Here is a 19729-nt window from a genome sequence, read left to right on the forward strand (position 1 = left end):
GCACAAAGTTTGTTCGTTGCCCAACACTGGGCAGAGGCCGATGGAACTCCGGCAATTCAAAGGCCTTCGCGTATGATCGATCACGCAGGCAACCGGGAAAGGCGCCACGGCGTGCAACCAATGGGATTGGTCGACCAGGGCAGGCATGCGCGCGCCTTCCGCGCCATGGGGGTTGCGTTGCTGGTCACCGCGACGTCGCCCGGCGCACGCGCCGGCGAACCGACCATCGCGCCTGCGGAGCTGAAGGCGATCGGCGCGATCGATGCGCGCTTTCAATCCTACAACATCGAGATGGTGGAGGTGACCGGTGGGCTGTTCTGGAAGGCCTATCCGCGAACGATGCGCGCGTTCGATCAGCGGGACCGTTACAGTTACAGGCCGCCAATTAATCTGGCCAATGCGCGCCTGCGCAAGCTCGCGGCGGCGCTGTCGCCGGCCTATCTGCGCGTGAGCGGCACCTGGGCCAATGCGACGTTTTTTGCGGACACGGACCGAGCGCCGGGTAAGCCACCGCCGGGATTTGACGCCGTGCTTAGCCATGGCCAGTGGCGTGGCGTCCTCGACTTTGCGCGCGCGGTCGATGCGGAGATCGTCACCTCCTTCGCCATCAGTACCGGCAGCCGCGACGCGGATGGTGTGTGGACGCCCGATCAGGCGCAACATCTTGTCGACTACACGCATTCGTTGGGCGGCCACATCGCCGCCGCCGAAATCATGAACGAGCCGACGCTGGCAGCGACGAACGGCGCGCCACCGGGATATGATGCCAAGGCCTACGGCCGGGACTTCAAAATCTTTCGAGAATGGATTCGGCGAGCCGCGCCGGAGACAATGATCGTCGGTCCAGGTTCTGCCGGCGACGTGCCGTCGCCATCCGGCGTGGGTATCTCCACGCGCGATTTGCTCGCCGCAGCCGGCTCCGGTGTCGATCGCTTCTCCTATCATCACTACAACACGCTCTCGCAGCGCTGCGGCGGCCGCGACGATCCGAAGCAGGCACTCACGGAGCAATGGCTCGCCCGCACGGACGCGACGCTGGCGATCTACCAGACTTTGCGCGACGTGTACGAGCCGGGCAAGCCGATCTGGGTCACGGAGACGGCGGAGGCGGCCTGCGGCGGCAACCGCTGGGACAAGACGTTTCTCGATACCTTCCGCTATCTCGACCAGCTCGGGCGCCTGGCAAGAGCCGGTGTCCAGGTGGTGATGCACAACACGCTCGCCGCCAGCGATTATGCACTACTCGACGACAAGACCTTTCGTCCGCGGCCGAATTACTGGGCCGCCCTGCTCTGGCACCGGCTGATGGGGACGATCGTGCTCGACGTGGGCGGAAGCCCGACGCCCAATCTGCATCTCTATGCGCACTGCCATCCAGGCCAGCGCGGTGCGGTGTCGGTGCTCGCGATCAACACGTCGCGGCGCGCATCACGCGCCGTGACGCTGTCAGCTTCCGCCGAACGATACACGCTGCATGCGGCACGGCTCCAAGGCGCTATCGTGCAAATGAATGGCAAGACGCTCGCGCTGAGGACTGATGACGAACTGCCCCGGCTCGATCCGCACGCAATACCCGCCGACACGATCCGACTTGCGCCTGAGACCATCACCTTCCTGGCGTTTCCGGACGCCGCGAATCCCGCCTGCCGGTAGAGGCTCTCACGACTGGAGCGTGTCCCGCGCCGTCTCCGGCGCCATCAGCGTTGCGATGATCGTGATAATCGACAGCGCGATGATGTAGACCGACACCGGCCAGTACGAGCCGGCCCATGCCAGCAGTGCGGTCGCAATCAGCGGCGAAAAGCCGCCGCTGAGCGCAGCCGCGACGTTGGCGCCCAGCGAGGCGCCGCTGTAGCGCACCTGGGTGCGGAACAGTTCCGGCATGAACGCGGCCTTGGGCCCGAACAGCAGTGCATGCGTCAACGTCATCGTGACCACGAGCGCGAGCGTGATCAGCACCGGATCTTTGGTGTCGAGGAACCAGAACAGTGGAAACGCCAGCGCCACCGAAAACACACCGCCGGCGAGATACAGCGCCTTGCGGCCAAAGATGTCCGACAGCCAACCGGCCAGCGGCAGCGTCGCGAATTCGACAAGCGCGGCGTAGACCACCGCATTCAGGATCACCTGACGCGGCAGGCCGAGCTTCGTCGTGGCATAGACCACGGTGAAGACGGTGAGGAGATAAGCAAGTCCGACTTCCGAGACCGTGATGCCGATGGCGAGCAGAAAGCTGCGCCAATCGCGGCGAAGCACTTCCCACACCGGCTGCGCCAGCACCTCTTTGCGCTCGACCACCTCCTTGAAGTGAGGCGTCTCCGCAAGTTTGAGCCGCACGATGAAGCCAACGCCGACAAGCAGAATGCTGATCAGAAACGGCACGCGCCAACCCCAGCTCAGAAAGTCGGCTTCGGGCAGCCGCGTCATCAGCCCGAAAATGCCGGTGGAGGCGGCGACTCCGACGGGAAAGCCGATCTGCACCAGGCTGCCGTAGAAGCCGCGCCGATTGCCGGCATGCTCGACGACCATGACGACCGCGCCGCTCCACTCGCCGCCGAGACCGATGCCCTGGATGAAGCGCAGGATGACGAGGAAAATCGGCGCCCAGACACCGATCTGGTTGTAAGTCGGCAGGCAGCCGATCAGAAAGATACCGAGCCCCATCGCGATCATGGTCGCGACCAGCATCTTCTTGCGTCCGAGCCGATCACCGTAATGCCCGATGATGGCGCCGCCGATCGGCCGCGCCACGAAGCCAACCGCATAGGTCGAGAACGCCGCGAGCGTGCCGACAAAGGGATCGAAGCTCGGGAAGAACAGCTTGTTGAGCACGAGGGCGGCGGCCGTGCCGTAGATCAGGAAATCGTACCACTCGATCGCGGTGCCGAGTGCACTCGCCCACACCACATGCGCCGTTGTCGATCTCTCCGCCGCAGTGGAGACCCCCGTTGCTGCCGTCATTGCCATGCGCCCCATCATTCCAGCGGGCATCATGGCCAATCGAGGTGAGGCTTGCAACCTGCGGAGGTGTTACCTTTGACCGGGATCACAATGCGAGGTTTTCGCGCCGCTGCTCCCGCACCCGTCATTGCGAGGAGCCCTTGCGACGAAGCAATCCAGAGTGCCTCCGCGGAAACAGTCTGGATTGCTTCGCTTCGCTCGCAATGACGGCTGTGGAAAGCAGTTGCGCTTGTCGCCGCTCACTCATCGAGCGGCCCCCCACGCGCCATTATTCACCATTGACAAACCTATTTGCTAATATCTAATTATCTATCAGAACAATCGGCCGCGCCAAGCGGCCCCATAATAGAGAGGGAACGACGATGAGAGGGCTTTTGGCCTGCGCCATGCTCGCGGCCATGACGTCGGCTGCCATGACCACAGTCGCGCGCGCGCAAGTCTCCGATAACGTGGTGCGGATCGGCGTGCTCACGGATCTGTCGAGCTGGGGCCGCGACAACAGTGGGCCGGGTTCGGTCGAGGCCGCAAAAATGGCGGTGGAGGAGTTCGGGCCGACCGTGCTCGGCAAGCCGATCGAGATCATCAGCGCCGACCACCAGATGAAGACCGACGTCGGCGTCAATATCGTGCGCGGCTGGTTCGACAACGGCAAGGTCGATGCCGTCGTCGACATTCCCAATTCCGGCATTGCGATCGCCGTGCACAACATGGTGCGCGAGCGCAACAAGATCGCCCTGCTCTCCGGGCCTGGCGCGAGCTCGCTGACCGACGAGCTGTGCAGCCCGAACACCGTGCACTTCACCTACGATACCTACGCGCTGTCGAAGGTGACGGCCTCCGCCGTGATCAAGGAAGGCGGCAAATCCTGGTACTTCATCACTGCGGACTACGCCTTCGGCCAGCAGCTCGAAAAGGACGCCACCCGCTTCATCAACGAGATGGGCGGCAAGGTGCTGGGCGGCGTCAAGCACCCGACCAACACCGCGGACTTCTCGTCTTTCGCGCTGCAGGCGCAGAGCTCCAAGGCTGACGTCGTCGCCTTCGCCAATGCCGGCCAGGACACGGACAACGCCATCAAGCAGTCCAGCGAGTTCGGCCTGGTCCAGGGCGGCCAGAAGCTCGTCGGGCTCCTGATGTTCGACACCGACGTGCACGCGATTGGGCTCAAGTCCGCGCAGGGCACCTACATGACGACGGCGTCGTACTGGAACATGGATGAGGCGACGCGTGTCTGGTCCAAGAAATTCTTCGCCCGCACCAATGTCATGCCGACAATGATACACACTGGCGTCTACGGCTCGGTGCTGCATTATCTGAGAGGGATCAAGGCCGCCGGCACGGACGATCCGGCCAAGGTGATGGCCAAGATGCGCGAGCTGCCGATCGAGGATATGTTCGTCCATGGCGGCAAGTTGCGCGAGGACGGCCGCGTCATCCGCGACATGTATCTGGCCAGGGTGAAGTCACCCGAGCAGTCTAGGGAGCCCTGGGATTACCTGGAGATCATCAAGACCGTGAAGGGCGAGGACGCCTATCGCCCGGCCTCAGAATCCAAATGTCCGCTCTTGAAGAAGTGAGGTGAGACATGACCGGCAACGAGCGCAACGCAAGCGAAACATACGAGTGCGATGTGCTCGTGGCCGGATCGGGCTGCTCCGGCATGTCTGCCGCGATCACAGCACGCTATCGCGGTCTCGACGTGCTGATCGTCGAGAAGGAGCCCTGCTTCGGCGGCACCACCGCCCGCTCCGGCGGCTGGCTGTGGATCCCCGGCACGTCGCTGGCGAAGGCCTATGGCATCGAGGAGACGCCGGAGCAGGCCCGAACATACTTGCGGCACGAAGCCGGCAACAATTTTGACGCCGCCCGGGTCGATGCGTTCCTGAGCGCGGGCCCCGAAGCCGTCGATTTCTTTACCAACAAGACGGCGCTGCGCTTCGACATGCCGCTGGTGTTTCCGGACTACCACGCCGAAGCGCCCGGCGGCACGCAGGGCGGCCGCTCCATGGTGACGCGGCCGTTCGACGGTCGCGAGCTTGGAGACCAGATCAAGACGCTGGGCATGCCGCTGCCCGAGCTCACCGTGTTCGGCATGATGCTCGGCTCCGGCAAGGAGATCATTCACTTCATGCGGGTGACCAAGTCGCTGACGTCGGCGGTCTATGTCGCCAAGCGGCTGTCGCGGCATTTGATGGGCGTGCTGCGCTATGGCCGCGGCATGACCTTGACCAACGGCAACGCGCTCGCCGGACGCCTCGTAAAATCCGTGCAGGATTTGAAGATTCCGATGTGGCTGTCATCGCCGGTGCGCGAGCTGACGGTCGAGAACGGTGCCGTGACCGGCGCGATCGTGTCGCGCGAGGGCCGCGACGTCCGCGTTCGCGCGCGACAAGGCGTCGTGCTCGCCTGCGGCGGCTTTCCGCACGATGTCGAGCGTCGCAAGAAGATGTTCCCGCATGCGCCGACCGGCAACGAGCATTTTTCACCCGGCCCCACCGGCAACACCGGCGACGGCCTGCGGCTTGCCGAAAGCGCCGGCGGGCACGTCGAGGACCGCCTGCCCAACGCGGCGGCGTGGGTGCCGGTGTCGCTCACCACGCGCAAGGACGGCTCGAAGGGTGTGATGCCGCACTTCATCGACCGCGCCAAGCCCGGCGTGATCGCGGTGATGCGCGACGGCAGGCGCTTTGCCAATGAAGGCAATTCCTATCACGACTTCGTCCAGGCCATGATCAAGGCCGCCAAGCCAGGCGAAGAGATCGCGGCCTATCTCATCTGCGATCATCCAACGCTGCGCAAATACGGCCTCGGCTGCGTGCCGCCGTTCCCGATGCCGCTCGGTCATCACCTCAACACCGGCTATCTCATGCGCGGCGAGACGCTCGAAGCGCTCGCCGTGAAAGCCGGCATCGATGCGAAAGCGTTCACCGAGACGGTCAAGCAGTTCAATGCAAGCGCGCCGCAGGGGCACGATGCCGCGTTCGGCAAAGGTTCAAAAGCCTATAACCGCTACCAGGGCGACGCCATGCACGGTCCGAACCCCTGCATCGCGCCGATCGAGAACGGGCCCTTCTACGCCATCAAGATGGTCATCGGCGATCTCGGCACCTATGCCGGCATCGTCACCGACGAGAACGCACGCGCGCTCGACGGCGAAGGCCGGGTGATTTCCGGGCTCTATGCCGCCGGCAACGACATGACGAGCATCATGGGCGGCAATTATCCCGGTGCCGGCATCACGCTTGGGCCGGCGCTGACCTTCGGCTACATTGCCGGCCGTCATCTCGCCGACAGCGCCGCCAAGCGCGACGCGGCGTAAGTGAGCGCATCGGAGGCGCATGAAGAGAGAAAGTCGCGGCATCCAGTCGATCGAGGTCGGCGGAGAATTGCTCCGTGCGCTCGCCAAGAGCGGCGAGCCGATGATGCTGCGCGATCTCGCGCGCGAGGCCGGCATGACGCCGGCCAAGGCGCATCCTTATCTGGCCAGCTTCTCGCGCATCGGCTTGATCGAGCAAGACGAGACCACCGGCCGCTACGAGATCGGCGCGCTCGCGCTGGAGCTCGGCCTGATCAGCCTGCGCCGCCTCTCCGGTGTGCGCATCGCCCAGCCGAAGATCGCGGCGCTTGCGAGCCAGATCGGGCATGCCGTCTCGCTCGCTGTCTGGGGCACGCATGGACCGACCGTAGTGCAGTTAGAGGAGCCAGGCCAGCCCGTGCACATCGTGATGCGCGCCGGCTCGGTGATGGCGCTGCTGGAGACCGCCACGGGGCGCGCCTTCGCGGCGTTCCTGCCGGAAAAGACAATCAACGCCGCGCTTGAAAGCGGCCTCGACCGCCACGGCGTCGGCTACAATCCGAAGCGCACCGTGAAAGGCGCGAAAGTCGCCGAGATGCTCGCCGAGGTCCGCAAGCACGGCCTCGCCCGCGCCCTCGGCGATCCCCTCCCCGGCGTGAACGCGTTCTCCGCGCCGGTGTTCGATCATGCCGGCCATGTCGCACTGGTGATCACCGCGATGGGGCCGGAAGGCACCTTTGATGCCCGCTGGGACAGCCCGATCGCCCACGCCCTGCGCGACTGCGCAGGCCACATCTCGAAGCGGCTCGGCTACGGCATGACGATCGCGGCGGAGTGATGAGGGGCATAACTGCCCGCCTCACAACAAGTGTCATTCCCCGCGAAAGCGGGGAATCCAGTACGCCGCGGCCCATCGGTTCTAACACGGCTGTCTCGGAGTGCTGGATCGCTCGGTCCCGGCTCCGCCAAGGCTACGCCGAGGCCCACGCCGGCGCTCGGCACGCCGAAGCTTCAGCGAAGGCGGCAAGCCGGGCGATGACAGCGAGTTTGGAGCGACCTTCAGCCCCTACTTATCCTTCACCGGCACGGTGTAGTTCAAAACCAATCGCCCGCCATCGGGATAGATGGTCTGCCCGGTGATGTAGGACGCATCGTCGCTCGCAAGGAACGCCACGACCGAGGCGACCTCGCTCGGCTCGCCGCCGCGGCCGGCCGGCGTGCGCGACATCACGGTCTTGCGGGCATCCTCGGATGTATAGATGGAGGACGCCACCATGTCGGTCAGGATCGTGCCCGGCCCGACCGCGACGACGCGGATGTTGTGCGGTGCGAGTGCGACGGCGGCCACCGAGGTCAGCTGCTTCATGCCGCCCTTTGACATGGCGTAGGTCGCGAGCGCCGGGATCGCCAGTAGCGCGTTCACCGAGGACATGTTGATGATGACCCCGCCGCTGCCTTGCGCGATCATCTGCTTGGCCGCGGCCTGCACGCCGAAGAACGCGCCCTTCAGATTGATGCCGATGATTTCGTCGAACTCCTCTTCGGAGATCTCCAGGATGTCACGGTTGCGCGCGACGCCGGCATTGTTGACCATGATGTCGAGCCGGCCGAACTCCCGGACCGCGGTCGCCACCACACGATCCACGTCCGCGCGTCGTGCGACATGGCACGGCACGGCGTAGAGCTCCTTGGGTTTGCCCAGCTCGTTGACGGTCTTCTCGAGCTCATCGGTGTCGACGTCCGAGATGACCACCTTGACGCCGTCTTCAAGGAACCGCTTTGCGCAGGCCTTGCCGATACCGCGTGCTGCGCCGGTGATGACGGCGACTTTGCCGGATAGTTTCATAGGACACACTCCAGGATAGCTGCTTATGCAGCGAGCTATCCCGGAGAGGACTCCCGTTCAAGCCGCCGCGAAGCCGAGATGAGCACGCAACCGGTTCTTGATAAAGACGGCATCGCGCGAGGGCAGCGAACGCGGCGGATTCTCGGCCAAAACCTTGATGACAAAAAGCCGCGGGCCGCCGGCCGGTCCGGCCATCTGCGTCGCGAGACGCTGCACCTCCTCGAGCGTCCGCAACGTGGCGGCTGCCGCAAAGCCGCAGGCCGTGGCGATCGCGGCGAGATCGACGCCACGGCCGGTGTGGCTCGCCTGCATCCCGGTCTCACCAAAATGCTGGTTGTCGATCACGACGATATCGAGATTGCGCGGGCGCGCGACGCCGATGGTGGCGATGCCGCCGAGGCCCATCAGCTGCTCGCCGTCGCCGGTCAAGGCAATCACGCGCTTGCCCGGCTGGGCCTGCGCGAGGCCGAGCCCGATCAGTGCGGCGCCGCCCATCGCGCCCCAGAGATAAAAATTGTCGGCGCGGTCGCCGGTCGCGTGCAGATCGTAGGTCGGCGAGCCCAGGCCGGAGACGACCAGCGTGTCCTTGCGGTTCTTCAGCAGCGCTGCGACGGCGGCGCGGCGATCGAGTTGGGAGGAAACGGTCATCAACATCACCACTTCTTCTTGCCGATCAGGCGCTGCCCGATCAGGACCGCGATCTGCTGGTCGGACTCGTAAGCGAGCGACGCCGCAGATTCGACGGTCTCGACCAGATCGTCAGACGTCTCCGCGCGCATCACCTTCAGCCCGATCGCTTCCAGCGAGGGCTGCGTCGCCCGGTTCATCGGCACCTGCCAGGGATTGAACTCGGCCCATTCGCCGCGCATCGTCACCAGCATCAGCAGCGGAAAGCGGCCGATCGCCGACAGCGACAGCATGTTGATGCAATTGCCCACCCCGCTCGACTGCATCAACAGCACGCTGCGCTGGCCGCCAAGCCAGGCGCCCGCGGCAATGGCGATACCTTCTTCCTCGGTCGTCAGCACATTGGTGGTGACGCCACGGTCGGACGAGAACATGCGGATCAGCTGGCTGTGGCCGGCATCCGGCACGTACGACATCTGCCTGACGTCGGCGGCCTTCAGGACGCGATAGAGCTCGGACGGCCAGTCATCACTGCTGCGCGCTTCGGGATTGGGTTGGGGGCTATGCACCGCGTGTCTCCGTGAATTTCGAGCGGCACGCTAGCGGTGTTCGGGAACGAAGGCTCTGACCGTCTGGCATGAGCAGGTATTGAAGGATTGTATAGCTGCGTTCTCCTGTCCCTTGTGGGACCGAGGCACGATGCGCATTGCTGCGCCCTCTCCCCTTGCGGGCCCCCTTGCGGGAGAGGGCATCGGAGCAGGTCGACACATCCTCGCTAGGGTGAGGGGTATCTCTCCGCGCACTCACGCGAAGTTATGCGCGCCGAGAGATACCCCTCATCCGGCGCCACCTTCTCCCGCAAGGGGAGAAGGGAGGGCACCGTCACTGCGGCTCGAGAGCTAATTCGCCGCAGACCTCGCCATGGCCGGCATGTAGATCTGCGCGTAGCCTTCCTTGATCGCAGAGGTGATGCGATCGAGGCGGCGGTCGATATGCTTCTCCAGCACCGAGACGCAAGCCTCTTCGTTCCGCGCCTTCAGCCCTTCGACGACAGCGCGGTGCTCGGCCTGGGTGTTGGTGCGGTTGATGCTGTCCATGTCGATCCAGCGCACGAAGCGGATGCGGGCGTTGACGTTGCGCAGCACGCGCAGCATCTCGGCGTTGTTCGACATGCTCATCAGCCGCTCGTGGAAGGTCTCGTCGAGCTCGACGAGCTCCACCGAGGAGCGCTCGCCGGGATCGGGGCCGGTGGCTTCGAGGAATTTCAGCAGCGCGTCGATATCCTCGTCCTTGGCGCGCTTGATGGCGAGGCGGACCGAGGCGACCTCGATCGACTTGCGCAGCTCGTAGAGATCGAAGATCTCGTGCGCGTCGAGCTCGCGGCAGAAGAAGCCCTTGCCCGGCGTGAAGCGCAGGAAGCCCTCGGTGTTGAGACGGTTGAGCGCTTCGCGCAGCGGCGTGCGGCTGACGCCAAGGCGCTTGGCCAGCTCGCCTTCGTTGAGCCGCTCGCCCGGTTTGAACTCATAGCTCACGGCCATCGCCTTGAGCTGTTCATAGACGCGATCGACGATACTATCGGAAGCCAGTTCCACGTTGCTCTTCATAAGCTGCATTCATAACCGAACACAGCCCAATATACCGAGCCTGCGGGAGCGATTGCAATGCAAACGAGAGGAGGACCGTGAAGCGCTTCGCAACGGCCGGAATCAGGCGAAGACGCGCGGACGCAGTCCAGCATGAAACCAGGTGATCATGGAATAGATGTCGTAGACCGGGAGCCCCACTTCAGCCTGCAAAGCTGCGGCATAGGGCGGCATGTTGGTGCATTCGAGCACGATCGCGCCGACATCGGGGTTTTTGGCGACCAGCTGCTTGCCAGCCTCGACCACGTCACGCTCGGCCAAGCCGACGTCCATGTCGTCCTTCTCGGCCTTGATCAGCACGCGGAAGAATTCCTTGCCGTGCTCGGTCCCGACCAGCGGCGTATCGAGCGGCACGCCGGCACCCTCGAGATGGGCCGGCGTCAAGGTCGAGCCTGACACCGTGACGAGACCGACGCGCTTGCCGGGCGGCAGGGTCGCCTGCACCCACGGCACCTGCATCAACGACGAGGTCGCGACGGGCACGCCGACGGCGGCCGCGATCTCCTTCTGGAACAGCGAGAGGAAGCCGCAATTGGTGGTGATGGCCTCGGCCCCGAGCCGCACCAGGTGCTTGGCCGCATCGATGAAGTCAGGCAACAGGCCGGCCGCGCCTTTCAACACCACCTTCTCCGGCGACGCGCCGCTCACCACGCGATAGAGCACCGGGAATGGCCAGGTCGTGCCATTGCCCATGTCGCCGGGAATGCGAGCGAAGCGCGCTTCCAGCATCAGGATGCCGAGCGGCGCGCCGTAGATGGCCTTGCCGCCACGGGCAATACGAGAAGGCGAGTTGGCTGGATAAGTCATGGTGCGATCTCAGAGGAAGCGGGTGGGCGCGAACGGTGCGAGCGGAATTTCTGGCTGCTTGCCGCTCAGGAGCTGCGCGACGAGGCGGCCGGTGCGGGCCGAGCTGACCAGACCGATATGGCCATGGCCGAAGGCATAGACGACGTCACGCGACGCGCGTGCGTAGCCGATGCAGGGAATGCCGTCGGGCATGCTCGGCCGATGCCCGAACCAGGTTTTGATGCGCGAGGCCGGGATGTCCTTCGGCAGTTTTGGGAACATGCTGAGGAGGTTGTTGCGCAAAATCTCGGCGCGCTTCCAGTTCGGCGCAGCCTCGAGGCCGGCGATCTCGACCGTGCCGGCGGCGCGCAGGCCCTTGTCGGTCCAGTTCACCACCATCTTCGCGTCAGACGCCATCATCGAGCCGCGCGGACCTGATTCCGGGTTCTCGATCATGACGTGATAGCCGCGCTCGGTCTCGAGCGGCAGCGGATCGCCGATCGATGCCGTCAATCGCTTTGAATGCGCGCCGGCCGCGACCACCGCAGCATCGCAGGGAATCTCGCCGGTCTCGGTGAGGACGGCGACGAGCTTGTTGCCATTCAACTTCAGCCCGGTGGCTTTGGCGCGCACGAGCTTGGCCCCGTTCGCCAGTGCATGATTTGCCAGCGCCGCAACGTAAGCGCCGGGATCGCGGCAGCGTCCGGCCTCTTCCACCACCACGCCAAAGGTGTAGCGCGGGTGCAGGTCCGGTTCGCGCTGACGCATCTCGTCGGCGTTCAGCTCCATCCATTCGACGCCGACCTTCTTGCGCAGGCGCCAGCCGAGATCGTTGTCGAAATTGCCGCGCGACGGGAAGACGTGCATCACGCCGTTGCGCTCGACCAGCTCGGGCACGCCGGCCTCCTCCGCGAGCTTCCTGTGCAGCAGCGGCGCGTCCTTCAGGAGATCGCGGAGCGCAAACGCGGTCTTCTCGACCCGCGCCTCGGTCCAGCCCGACAGCAGATACTTGATCAGCCAGGGCAGCGCCTTCGGCAAGTAAGACCAGCGGATCGCGAGCGGGCCGAGCGGGTCGATCAGATAGCCCGGCACCTTCTTCCAGACGCCCGGCTCCGCCGGCGGGATCACCGAATGCGAGGAGAGCCAGCCGGCATTGCCGTAGCTCGCCGCCTGTTCGCCGCCGGGCTCGCCTGCATCGATCAACGTGACCCGATGACCCTCGCGCAGCGCCTCGATGGCGCTGATCACACCGACCGCGCCGGCTCCGATGATGGCGACGTGGCGGCCCTCTGCCATCGGCTACGCCTTCACCGCCGGCGTGAAATCCTTGCCGACCGACATCGCGCGTGGATCGATGATGCAATGGAGGATCGACGGCTTGCCCGACGCGAGCGCGCGCTCGAATGCCGGCGCGAATTCTTCGGTGCGCTCGACGCGCTCGCCATGGCCGCCGAACGCCCTGGCGTACATCGCAAAATCAGGGTTCTTGAGCTGGGTGCCGACGACGCGACCGGGATAGTCACGCTCCTGGTGCATGCGGATGGTGCCGTATTGCGAATTGTCGACGACGATCACGATCAGCGGCGCGTCATACTGCACGGCCGTTGCGAATTCCTGGCCGTTCATCAGGAAGCAACCGTCGCCGGCAAAGGCGACGACGACGCGATCCGGAAATTGCCGCTTGGCCAGCACGCCCGCCGGCACGCCATAGCCCATCGAGCCCGAGGTCGGCGCGAGCTGGGCCGCAAAGCTGTGGAAGCGATGATGACGATGGATCCAGCCGGCATAATTGCCGGCGCCGTTGCAGACGATCGCATCCTTCGGCAGGCGATCGCGCAGCCAGGTCATGACCCGACCATACTGGAACGTGCCCGGCAGCTCGCGCGCCTTGTCGGTCCAGGCGAGGTAATCGGCATGCGCCTTGGCGGCCTCGCCCTTCCAGGCAACTGAGCCTGCGGGCTTCAGCGTCTCAACCGCCGCAGCGAACGCGGCGGGCGTCGCCTGAATCGCGAGCGCGGGCTGATAGATGCGGCCGAGCTCTTCGGAGCTCGGATGCACGTGGATCAGCCTCTGCTTCGGCGTCGGAATGTCGAGCAGCGTGTAGGACGACGACGGCATCTCCGACATGCGGCCGCCGATCAGCAGAATGACGTCGGCGTTATCGATACGCGCCTTCAGGCCCGGGCTCGGCCCGATGCCGAGATCGCCGGCATAATGCGAATGGTCGGCGTCGATCAGCGACGCGCGGCGAAACGAGGTCGCGACCGGAAGGTCGAACCGTTCGGCAAAACGCGCGATGCTTTTGGTCGCTTCATCGGTCCAGCGCGAGCCGCCGAGGATGACGAGCGGCGCCTTGGCGCTGGCAAGCATCGCGCTGACCTGCTCGATGTCAGCGGGCGCGGGCCAGCTCACCGCCGGCTCGATGCGCATGGCATCGGCGACGGCCGCAGTCTCGGTCAGCATGTTCTCCGGCAGCGCGATCACGACCGGACCCGGGCGGCCCTGCAACGCAACGCGGAAGGCGCGCGCGACCAGCTCCGAAATGCGATCGGGTCGATCGATCTCCACCGCCCATTTCGCCATGGAGCCGAACACCGCCTTGTAGTCGAGTTCCTGGAACGCCTCGCGCTCGCGCATGCCGGTATCGACCTGGCCGACGAACAGGATCATCGGCGTCGAATCCTGCATCGCGATGTGAACGCCGTGGCTGGCGTTGGTGGCGCCGGGGCCGCGGGTGACGAAGCAGATTCCGGGACGCCCGGTGAGCTTGCCATAGGCTTCCGCCATCATCGCAGCGCCGCCTTCGGCGCGGCAGATCACGACGTCGATCGGGCTGTCATGCAGCGCGTCGAGCGCGGCGAGGTAGCTCTCGCCCGGCACGCAGGTGACGCGCTCGACGCCTTGGGCGACCAGCTGATCGATCAGGATCTGGCCCCCGGTGCGGGTGTTGCGAATGGTCATGACAGCTCCCTGCAGGCTTTGGCGATGGACATCATGGCCTCGCGCAAGTTTTGTTCCGAGGTGGCGTAGGACAGGCGGAAATAAGGTGCAAGGCCGAAACAAACAGTGCAGCGGGCATCGGCACGCATGTCAGCGCCGCGCGGCAATTGCGATCACCTCAATGCGGCAGGCCGGATCGGCGAGCTCGACCTTGCCGCAGGCGCGGGTCGGCGCATTGCCCGGCACGACCCAGGCATCATAGACCGCGTTCATGGCGTCGAAATCGTCCATGGTCTTGAGCCAGACCTGCACGCTGAGCAGTCGCGATTTGTCGGTGCCGGCGCGCGCCAACATGTCATCGACCTTTGCCAGCGCCTCATTGGTCTGCTGGGTGATGTCGGCGGTCTTGGTATCAGCCACTTGTCCCGCCAGGAAAACGAGATCGCCGAATACGGAAGCGCGGCTGCGGCGGGCGTTCTGGTCGATGCGGGTGATGTCCGACATGGGGGTCCTTATTGCTTTACTTGCCGGTGGCGATGATGCGGCGGCAATGATCGAGCGCCGCGCCGATCAGGTTGTCGCTCGCCTCGGGCGTGCGGAACGCCGAATGCGCCGACAGCGTCACGTTCGGCAGCTTTGTCAGGGCGTGCCCAGCGGGCAGCGGCTCGACGGTGAAGACGTCGAGGCCGGCATGGGCAATGTGGCCCGAGCGCAGCGCATCGAGCATCGCGTCCTCGTCCACGACGGCGCCGCGCGCGGTGTTGATCAAAATGCTGCCCTTGCGCATCTGCGCGATGCGCTGGCGCGACAGAAAGCCCTTGGTCTCGTCGTTGAGCAGAAGATGCAGCGAAACGACATGGCTCTCCGCCAGCAGCTTCTCCAGCGACACGAATTCGACGCCCGGATGCGTCTTCGGCGTCCTGTTCCAGGCGATCACCTTCATGCCGCAGCCCGCCGCCATGCGCGCGGCTTCCGCCGCGATGCCACCGAAGCCGATCAGGCCGAGGGTCTTGCCGGTGAGCTGCACGGCATCACGCCGTAGCCAGTTGCCTTCGCGCATGCCGCGGTCCATCTCGCCGAAGCTTTTGGCAGAGGCCCACATCAGCGCGATCGCGCATTCGGCCACGGCGGTGTCGCCATAGCCCTTGATGGTGTGGACGGCGATGCCGCGCTCGGCGAGCTCCTCCGGGTTCATGTAGCTGCGCGCGCCGGTGCCGAGGAAGACGACGTGCTTTAGCTTCGCGCACTTCCCGGCAATGGCTGAGGGTACGGCGGTGTGATCGACGATCATGATCTCGGCATCGCCGAGCAGGCCGGGCAGATCATCGGGCTTGATCGAGGGATTGCGGTTGATGCCGACGGGCAGTTTCGCCACGCCGAGCAGCTTCTCGGTAACCGCGGCCAGCGTGTCGTTGGCATCGACGAAAACAGCACGCACAGACTTTCTCCTCTCATTCCCGGATCGCAAAACCAGACCATGGTCCACCAGGCGTCACGCGATTTTCTCTCGCTTTGCCAGAGGATTAGGCTTCCATCGCCCGATCACTCAAATTGCCGGCAGAGGTGCAATACCATATTGCATTACGGTCTGAATACAGAAATAGTCCTTGAATCGGAGTTGTCGATCATTCCCCAGGGAGCACTGACCATGAACCGCAGGGACGCACTCACCACCGTCGCGCTGGCGGGCGCGGCAATGGCCACGACAGCAGCGGCCAAGGCCGACACCGCCCCGACCTCCACGCTCGACCGCATCAAGAAGAGCGGCGTGCTGCGGATCGCAGTGATCGCCGGTCAGGATCCCTATTTCCACAAAGACCTCGCGACCAATCAATGGTCGGGCGCTTGCATCGACATGGCGAACGACATCGCGGGCAAGCTGGGCGTCAAGGTCGAGACACTGGAATCGACCTGGGGCAACCAGATCCTCGATCTCCAGGCCGACAAGATCGACCTCGCCTTTGCCGTGAACCCGACGCCGGAGCGCGCACTGGTGATCGACTTCTCGACGCCGATCCTGGTGCACTCCTTCACCGTCATCACCAAGAAGGGCTTCGCCAAGCCTCAGACCTGGGGCGAGCTCAACAAGCCCGAGGTCAAGATCGCCGTCGACATCGGCTCGACGCACGAGACGATCGCGCGCCATTACTGCCCGAAGGCGACCATCCTCGGCTTCAAGACGCGCGACGAAGCGATTCTCGCGGTGTCGACGGGCCGGGCCGACTGCAATGTCTCGCTGGCGGTGCTTTCGGTCTTCACGCTGAAGAAGAATCCGACGCTTGGCGAACTCGCGATCCCGCGCCCGCTGCTGACGCTGCCGACCAACCTCGGCATCCGCGCCGAAGCCGATCTTCGCTACAAGGATTTCCTCAGTGCCTGGGCCGACTACAACCGTTCGCTGGGCCAGACTCGTGAATGGCTGCTGAAGGCCTATGAAACCGTCGGCCTCAGCGCCGAGGACATCCCGAGCGAAGTGCAGTTCTGATCGACCATGTATGTCCAGGACCTTTTCGGCCGCGCAACGAGCGGCCGAAGGCGTTCTTGGACCGGTCTCACGAGACACATTGACGCGGGATGCCCCGAGCAAACCGGGAGGCTGATATGCAGACGGCGTTACGTGGAGCTTCCGGTGTTGACGCGGACCCATGCGCGCTTAAGTAGGTAAGATAAAATCTGCGGGGGTGGCGACGTTTGCTGGGCTGGTTTCCCTCGACGCCACCAATGCAGGACATATGACGACCTCGCCTCACGCGACCTCGCCAAAAACGAACTCGCAAAGCACGACATCGAATTCGGCTTCCGCGCCCCCTCATCTCGCCATCGTCCTGTTCTCGCTCGCGATGGGCGGGTTTGCGATCGGAACCACCGAATTCGCATCGATGAGCCTGCTGCCGTTCTTCGCGGCCGACCTTCACATCGACGAGCCGACGGCTGGACACGCGATCAGCGCTTACGCCCTCGGCGTGGTGCTGGGTGCGCCGCTGATTGCCGTGCTCGGTGCACGATTCGCACGGCGCACGCAGTTGCTGGTGCTGATGGCGGTGTTCGCGCTCGGCAATGCCCTCACCGCGCTTGCGCCGAGCTTTGGCGCGATGATTGCCGCCCGCTTTCTCTCAGGCCTGCCCCACGGCGCCTATTTCGGCATCGCCGCGTTGGTTGCGGCCTCGCTTGTTCCGCAACACCGCCGCTCGCAGGCGGTTGGCCAAGTGATGCTGGGCCTGACCGTTGCCACCATCATCGGCGTTCCCTTGGCCAATCTGATTGGCCAGGCGGTCGGCTGGCGCGCGAGTTTTGGCCTCGTCTCGGCACTGGCGCTGCTCACGATGCTGCTGTGCGCGCTGTTCGCACCGCGCGACCGGGCTGGCCGGTCGGATCCACTGCGCGAGCTCGGCGCGCTCAAAAGCCGCCGCGTCTGGATCACGCTCGCGATCAGCGCCATCGGCTTCGGCGGCATGTTCGCCGTCTACACCTATCTGGCGACGACCTTGATCGAGGTCACCAAGGTCCGCACCGAGGTCATTCCGTTCTTCCTGGCGATCTTCGGCATCGGCGCCACGCTCGGCAATCTGTTCGTGCCGCGCTTCGCCGATCGCGCGTTGATGCCGACGGCGGGCGGCATCCTGCTGTTTGCAGCCGTCGCGCTGCTGGTGTTTCCGCTGGCCGCCGGCAATCCCTGGCTGCTGGCGATCGACATTTTTGCGATCGGCGCCAGCGTCGCGCTCGGGGCCGTGCTGCAAACGCGGCTGATGGACGTCGCGGGAGACGCGCAGGCGCTCGCGGCCGCGCTCAACCATTCGGCGTTCAACACCGCCAATGCGCTCGGCCCATTCCTCGGCGGCCTCGCCATTCGCCAGGGGCTCGGCTGGACCTCCACCGGCCCCGTCGGCGCCGCGCTGGCGGTCGTGGGCTTTCTGATCTGGATCGTCGCCTATCGCGACGGCGGCTCGACACCGGTCGAGCACGTCTCGGGCAGTGACGCCGCACCACAAGAGAACGCTCCCCTCAAGCGCGCGCCACCGTTGGCGCCGGAGAAACGGAGCCGCTCCAAGGACCCGGTGGCCTGACGGATCGCGACAGGCTCAGAACAAAGCGGCGTTGAGAGCCTGTCCGTAGATCATCGCGGCCACGAGCGAGACCAGCAGGCCCGCGCCCGAGAAGATCACCAGGATCTTCAGAGTTTCGACGTCGACATTGGTTCCCGTCGCGCGGGATATTGCCCTTGCCAGTGCAGCAATCATCGCCAGCTCCGAAGCCGGCCGCGCGGACGCGAGGCCTGACTTCATCTAGCGCAGATCGGCGCGCCTGCCTGTGAAGCAGATTACAGGTGGGCCTCGGCTATTGGCCCCGCGCTAGAGCGTTTTCAAGCGAAGTGGATGCCGGTTCGCGTCAAGAAAACGCGTCAATACAAGAATCTAGAGCCCCGTTCCGATTCCATCGGAACGGAAATGGCTCTAGTCGCGCGTGTCTTCTCGCCGCGCGCTACCCGGGCCGGAAGCGCAGATTGGCGCGCGACAGCTGGCTGATCGACGTGCACCCCATCAGCTTCATGCCGCGCTCGAGCTCGGCGCGCAGCAGGCCGAGGGCCCGTTCGACACCGGGCTGGCCGGCGGCGGCGAGCGGATACAGATAATATCGTCCAAGCCCGACCGCCTTGGCTCCGAGCGACAACGCTTTCAGGATATGAGTTCCGCGCTGGATGCCGCCATCCATCATCACATCGATGCGGTCACCCACGGCATCGACGATTTCGGCGAGCTGATCGAAGGCTGAGCGGGAGCCGTCGAGCTGGCGGCCGCCATGGTTGGACAGGACGATCCCGGCACAGCCGATATCAACTGCGCGACGCGCGTCTTCCACCGACATGATCCCTTTCAAGCAGAACGGCCCGTTCCAGGTTCGCACCATCTCCGCGACATCGTCCCAGTTCATCGCGGGATCCAGCATCTCCGTGAAATAGCGGCCGATCGACATGGCGCCGCCACCCATGTCGACGTGCTCCTCCAGTTGCGGCAGCCTGAATTTCTCGTGGGTGAGATACTCGATGCCCCATCGCGGCTTGATCGCGAACTGCAGCATGCCGGCAAGCGTCAGGCGGAAGGGAATGCTGAAGCCGGTGCGCAGATCGCGCTCGCGATTTCCTCCAGTGATGCTGTCCACCGTCAGCATCATCACCTCGACGCCGGCCTCCTTGGCGCGCTGCATCATGGCGCGGTTGAGGCCGCGATCCCTGTGGAAATAGAACTGATAGACCTGCGGCGTGTCGTAGGCCTTGCGCAGTTCCTCGAGGCTCACCGTGCCCAGCGAGGAGACACCGAACATGGTGCCATATTTCGCAGCCGCCGCGGCGACTGCGCGCTCGCCGTCATGATGGAACAGCCGCTGCAAGGCGGTCGGCGAGCAATAGAACGGCAGCGCGAGCTTCTGGCCCATGACCGTCACTGAAAGGTCGACCTGCTGCACGCCACGCAGCACGTTGGGCAGCAAATCGCAATGCTCGAAGCTGGCGCTGTTGCGGCGATGGGTCGTCTCATCGTCGGCGGCGCCGTCGATATAGTTGAAGATCGGGCCGGGCAGCCGGTGACGCGCCAGCCGCCGGAAGTCGTGGAAGTTATGACATTGTGCCAGTCGCAT

18 protein-coding genes are annotated in these 19729 nt (G+C 64.8%); 6 read left to right on the plus strand and 12 right to left on the minus strand.

Annotated features, from left to right (window positions below; all coding sequences use genetic code 11):
* Positions 1-120: 120 nt before the first annotated feature.
* The gene (locus tag JJC00_RS30800; RefSeq protein WP_246773979.1) at positions 121-1653 is read left to right on the plus strand and encodes a hypothetical protein; all 1533 of its coding nucleotides are present in this window, start codon (positions 121-123) and stop codon (positions 1651-1653) included.
* Positions 1654-1659: 6 nt separating this feature from the next.
* Here JJC00_RS30800 and JJC00_RS30805 read toward each other — a convergent pair whose 3' ends face one another.
* Positions 1660-2961 carry an MFS transporter gene (locus tag JJC00_RS30805; protein ID WP_200469567.1) on the minus strand — a complete coding sequence of 434 codons (1302 nt, stop codon included), beginning with the start codon at positions 2959-2961 and terminating at the stop codon, positions 1660-1662.
* Between the two features lie 362 nt (positions 2962-3323).
* Here JJC00_RS30805 and JJC00_RS30810 point away from each other — a divergent pair, with 362 nt between their 5' ends.
* The 3 genes from JJC00_RS30810 to JJC00_RS30820 are packed head-to-tail and all read left to right on the plus strand — an operon-like array spanning position 3324 to position 7094.
* On the plus strand, positions 3324-4538 hold the full coding sequence (locus JJC00_RS30810; protein ID WP_200469568.1) for an ABC transporter substrate-binding protein: 1215 nt from the start codon (positions 3324-3326) through the stop codon (positions 4536-4538).
* A gap of 8 nt (positions 4539-4546) precedes the next feature.
* A complete protein-coding gene (locus tag JJC00_RS30815) occupies positions 4547-6280 on the plus strand; it encodes an FAD-dependent oxidoreductase (protein ID WP_200469569.1) in 1734 nt (577 codons plus the stop codon).
* A gap of 19 nt (positions 6281-6299) precedes the next feature.
* A complete protein-coding gene (locus tag JJC00_RS30820; RefSeq protein ID WP_200469570.1) occupies positions 6300-7094 on the plus strand; it encodes an IclR family transcriptional regulator in 795 nt (264 codons plus the stop codon).
* Positions 7095-7322: 228 nt separating this feature from the next.
* Here the strand turns inward: JJC00_RS30820 and JJC00_RS30825 are convergent, their stop codons facing one another.
* The 9 genes from JJC00_RS30825 to JJC00_RS30865 all read right to left on the minus strand — a co-directional run bounded on the left by JJC00_RS30825 (position 7323) and on the right by JJC00_RS30865 (position 15536).
* Positions 7323-8102 (minus strand): SDR family NAD(P)-dependent oxidoreductase, encoded by a 780-nt coding sequence (locus JJC00_RS30825; RefSeq protein ID WP_200469571.1) that lies wholly within the window; start codon positions 8100-8102, stop codon positions 7323-7325.
* Between the two features lie 57 nt (positions 8103-8159).
* Positions 8160-8750, minus strand: a complete 591-nt coding sequence (locus JJC00_RS30830; RefSeq protein ID WP_200469572.1) for a thiamine pyrophosphate-dependent enzyme — start codon at positions 8748-8750, stop codon at positions 8160-8162.
* Between the two features lie 5 nt (positions 8751-8755).
* Positions 8756-9298 carry a thiamine pyrophosphate-binding protein gene (locus JJC00_RS30835; RefSeq protein WP_200469573.1) on the minus strand — a complete coding sequence of 181 codons (543 nt, stop codon included), beginning with the start codon at positions 9296-9298 and terminating at the stop codon, positions 8756-8758.
* A gap of 330 nt (positions 9299-9628) precedes the next feature.
* Complete coding sequence (locus JJC00_RS30840; RefSeq protein ID WP_246773980.1) at positions 9629-10333, minus strand: GntR family transcriptional regulator; 705 nt, start codon at positions 10331-10333, stop codon at positions 9629-9631.
* Positions 10334-10435: 102 nt separating this feature from the next.
* Entirely contained in the window at positions 10436-11179 is a 744-nt protein-coding gene (locus JJC00_RS30845; protein WP_200469575.1) for an aspartate/glutamate racemase family protein, read from the minus strand.
* A 9-nt stretch (positions 11180-11188) separates the two neighbouring features.
* Entirely contained in the window at positions 11189-12454 is a 1266-nt protein-coding gene (locus JJC00_RS30850; protein ID WP_200469576.1) for an NAD(P)/FAD-dependent oxidoreductase, read from the minus strand.
* Between the two features lie 3 nt (positions 12455-12457).
* On the minus strand, positions 12458-14119 hold the full coding sequence (locus tag JJC00_RS30855) for a thiamine pyrophosphate-binding protein (RefSeq protein ID WP_200469577.1): 1662 nt from the start codon (positions 14117-14119) through the stop codon (positions 12458-12460).
* A gap of 129 nt (positions 14120-14248) precedes the next feature.
* Entirely contained in the window at positions 14249-14602 is a 354-nt protein-coding gene (locus JJC00_RS30860; RefSeq protein WP_200469578.1) for a RidA family protein, read from the minus strand.
* 16 nt (positions 14603-14618) lie between these two features.
* Positions 14619-15536, minus strand: a complete 918-nt coding sequence (locus tag JJC00_RS30865; protein ID WP_200469579.1) for an NAD(P)-dependent oxidoreductase — start codon at positions 15534-15536, stop codon at positions 14619-14621.
* 210 nt (positions 15537-15746) lie between these two features.
* Here JJC00_RS30865 and JJC00_RS30870 point away from each other — a divergent pair, with 210 nt between their 5' ends.
* Both JJC00_RS30870 and JJC00_RS30875 read left to right on the plus strand, forming a co-directional pair.
* Positions 15747-16583 carry a transporter substrate-binding domain-containing protein gene (locus JJC00_RS30870; RefSeq protein WP_200469580.1) on the plus strand — a complete coding sequence of 279 codons (837 nt, stop codon included), beginning with the start codon at positions 15747-15749 and terminating at the stop codon, positions 16581-16583.
* A 247-nt stretch (positions 16584-16830) separates the two neighbouring features.
* A complete protein-coding gene (locus JJC00_RS30875) occupies positions 16831-18162 on the plus strand; it encodes an MFS transporter (RefSeq protein ID WP_200469581.1) in 1332 nt (443 codons plus the stop codon).
* Positions 18163-18177: 15 nt separating this feature from the next.
* On the opposite strand, the gene JJC00_RS30880 is transcribed toward JJC00_RS30875, so the two are convergent.
* The gene (locus JJC00_RS30880) at positions 18178-18336 is read right to left on the minus strand and encodes a hypothetical protein (protein WP_200469582.1); all 159 of its coding nucleotides are present in this window, start codon (positions 18334-18336) and stop codon (positions 18178-18180) included.
* A gap of 241 nt (positions 18337-18577) precedes the next feature.
* Positions 18578-19729 (minus strand): alpha-hydroxy acid oxidase, encoded by a 1152-nt coding sequence (locus tag JJC00_RS30885; RefSeq protein WP_200469583.1) that lies wholly within the window; start codon positions 19727-19729, stop codon positions 18578-18580.

Source organism: Bradyrhizobium diazoefficiens (assembly GCF_016616885.1).
Classification (GTDB): domain Bacteria; phylum Pseudomonadota; class Alphaproteobacteria; order Rhizobiales; family Xanthobacteraceae; genus Bradyrhizobium; species Bradyrhizobium diazoefficiens_F.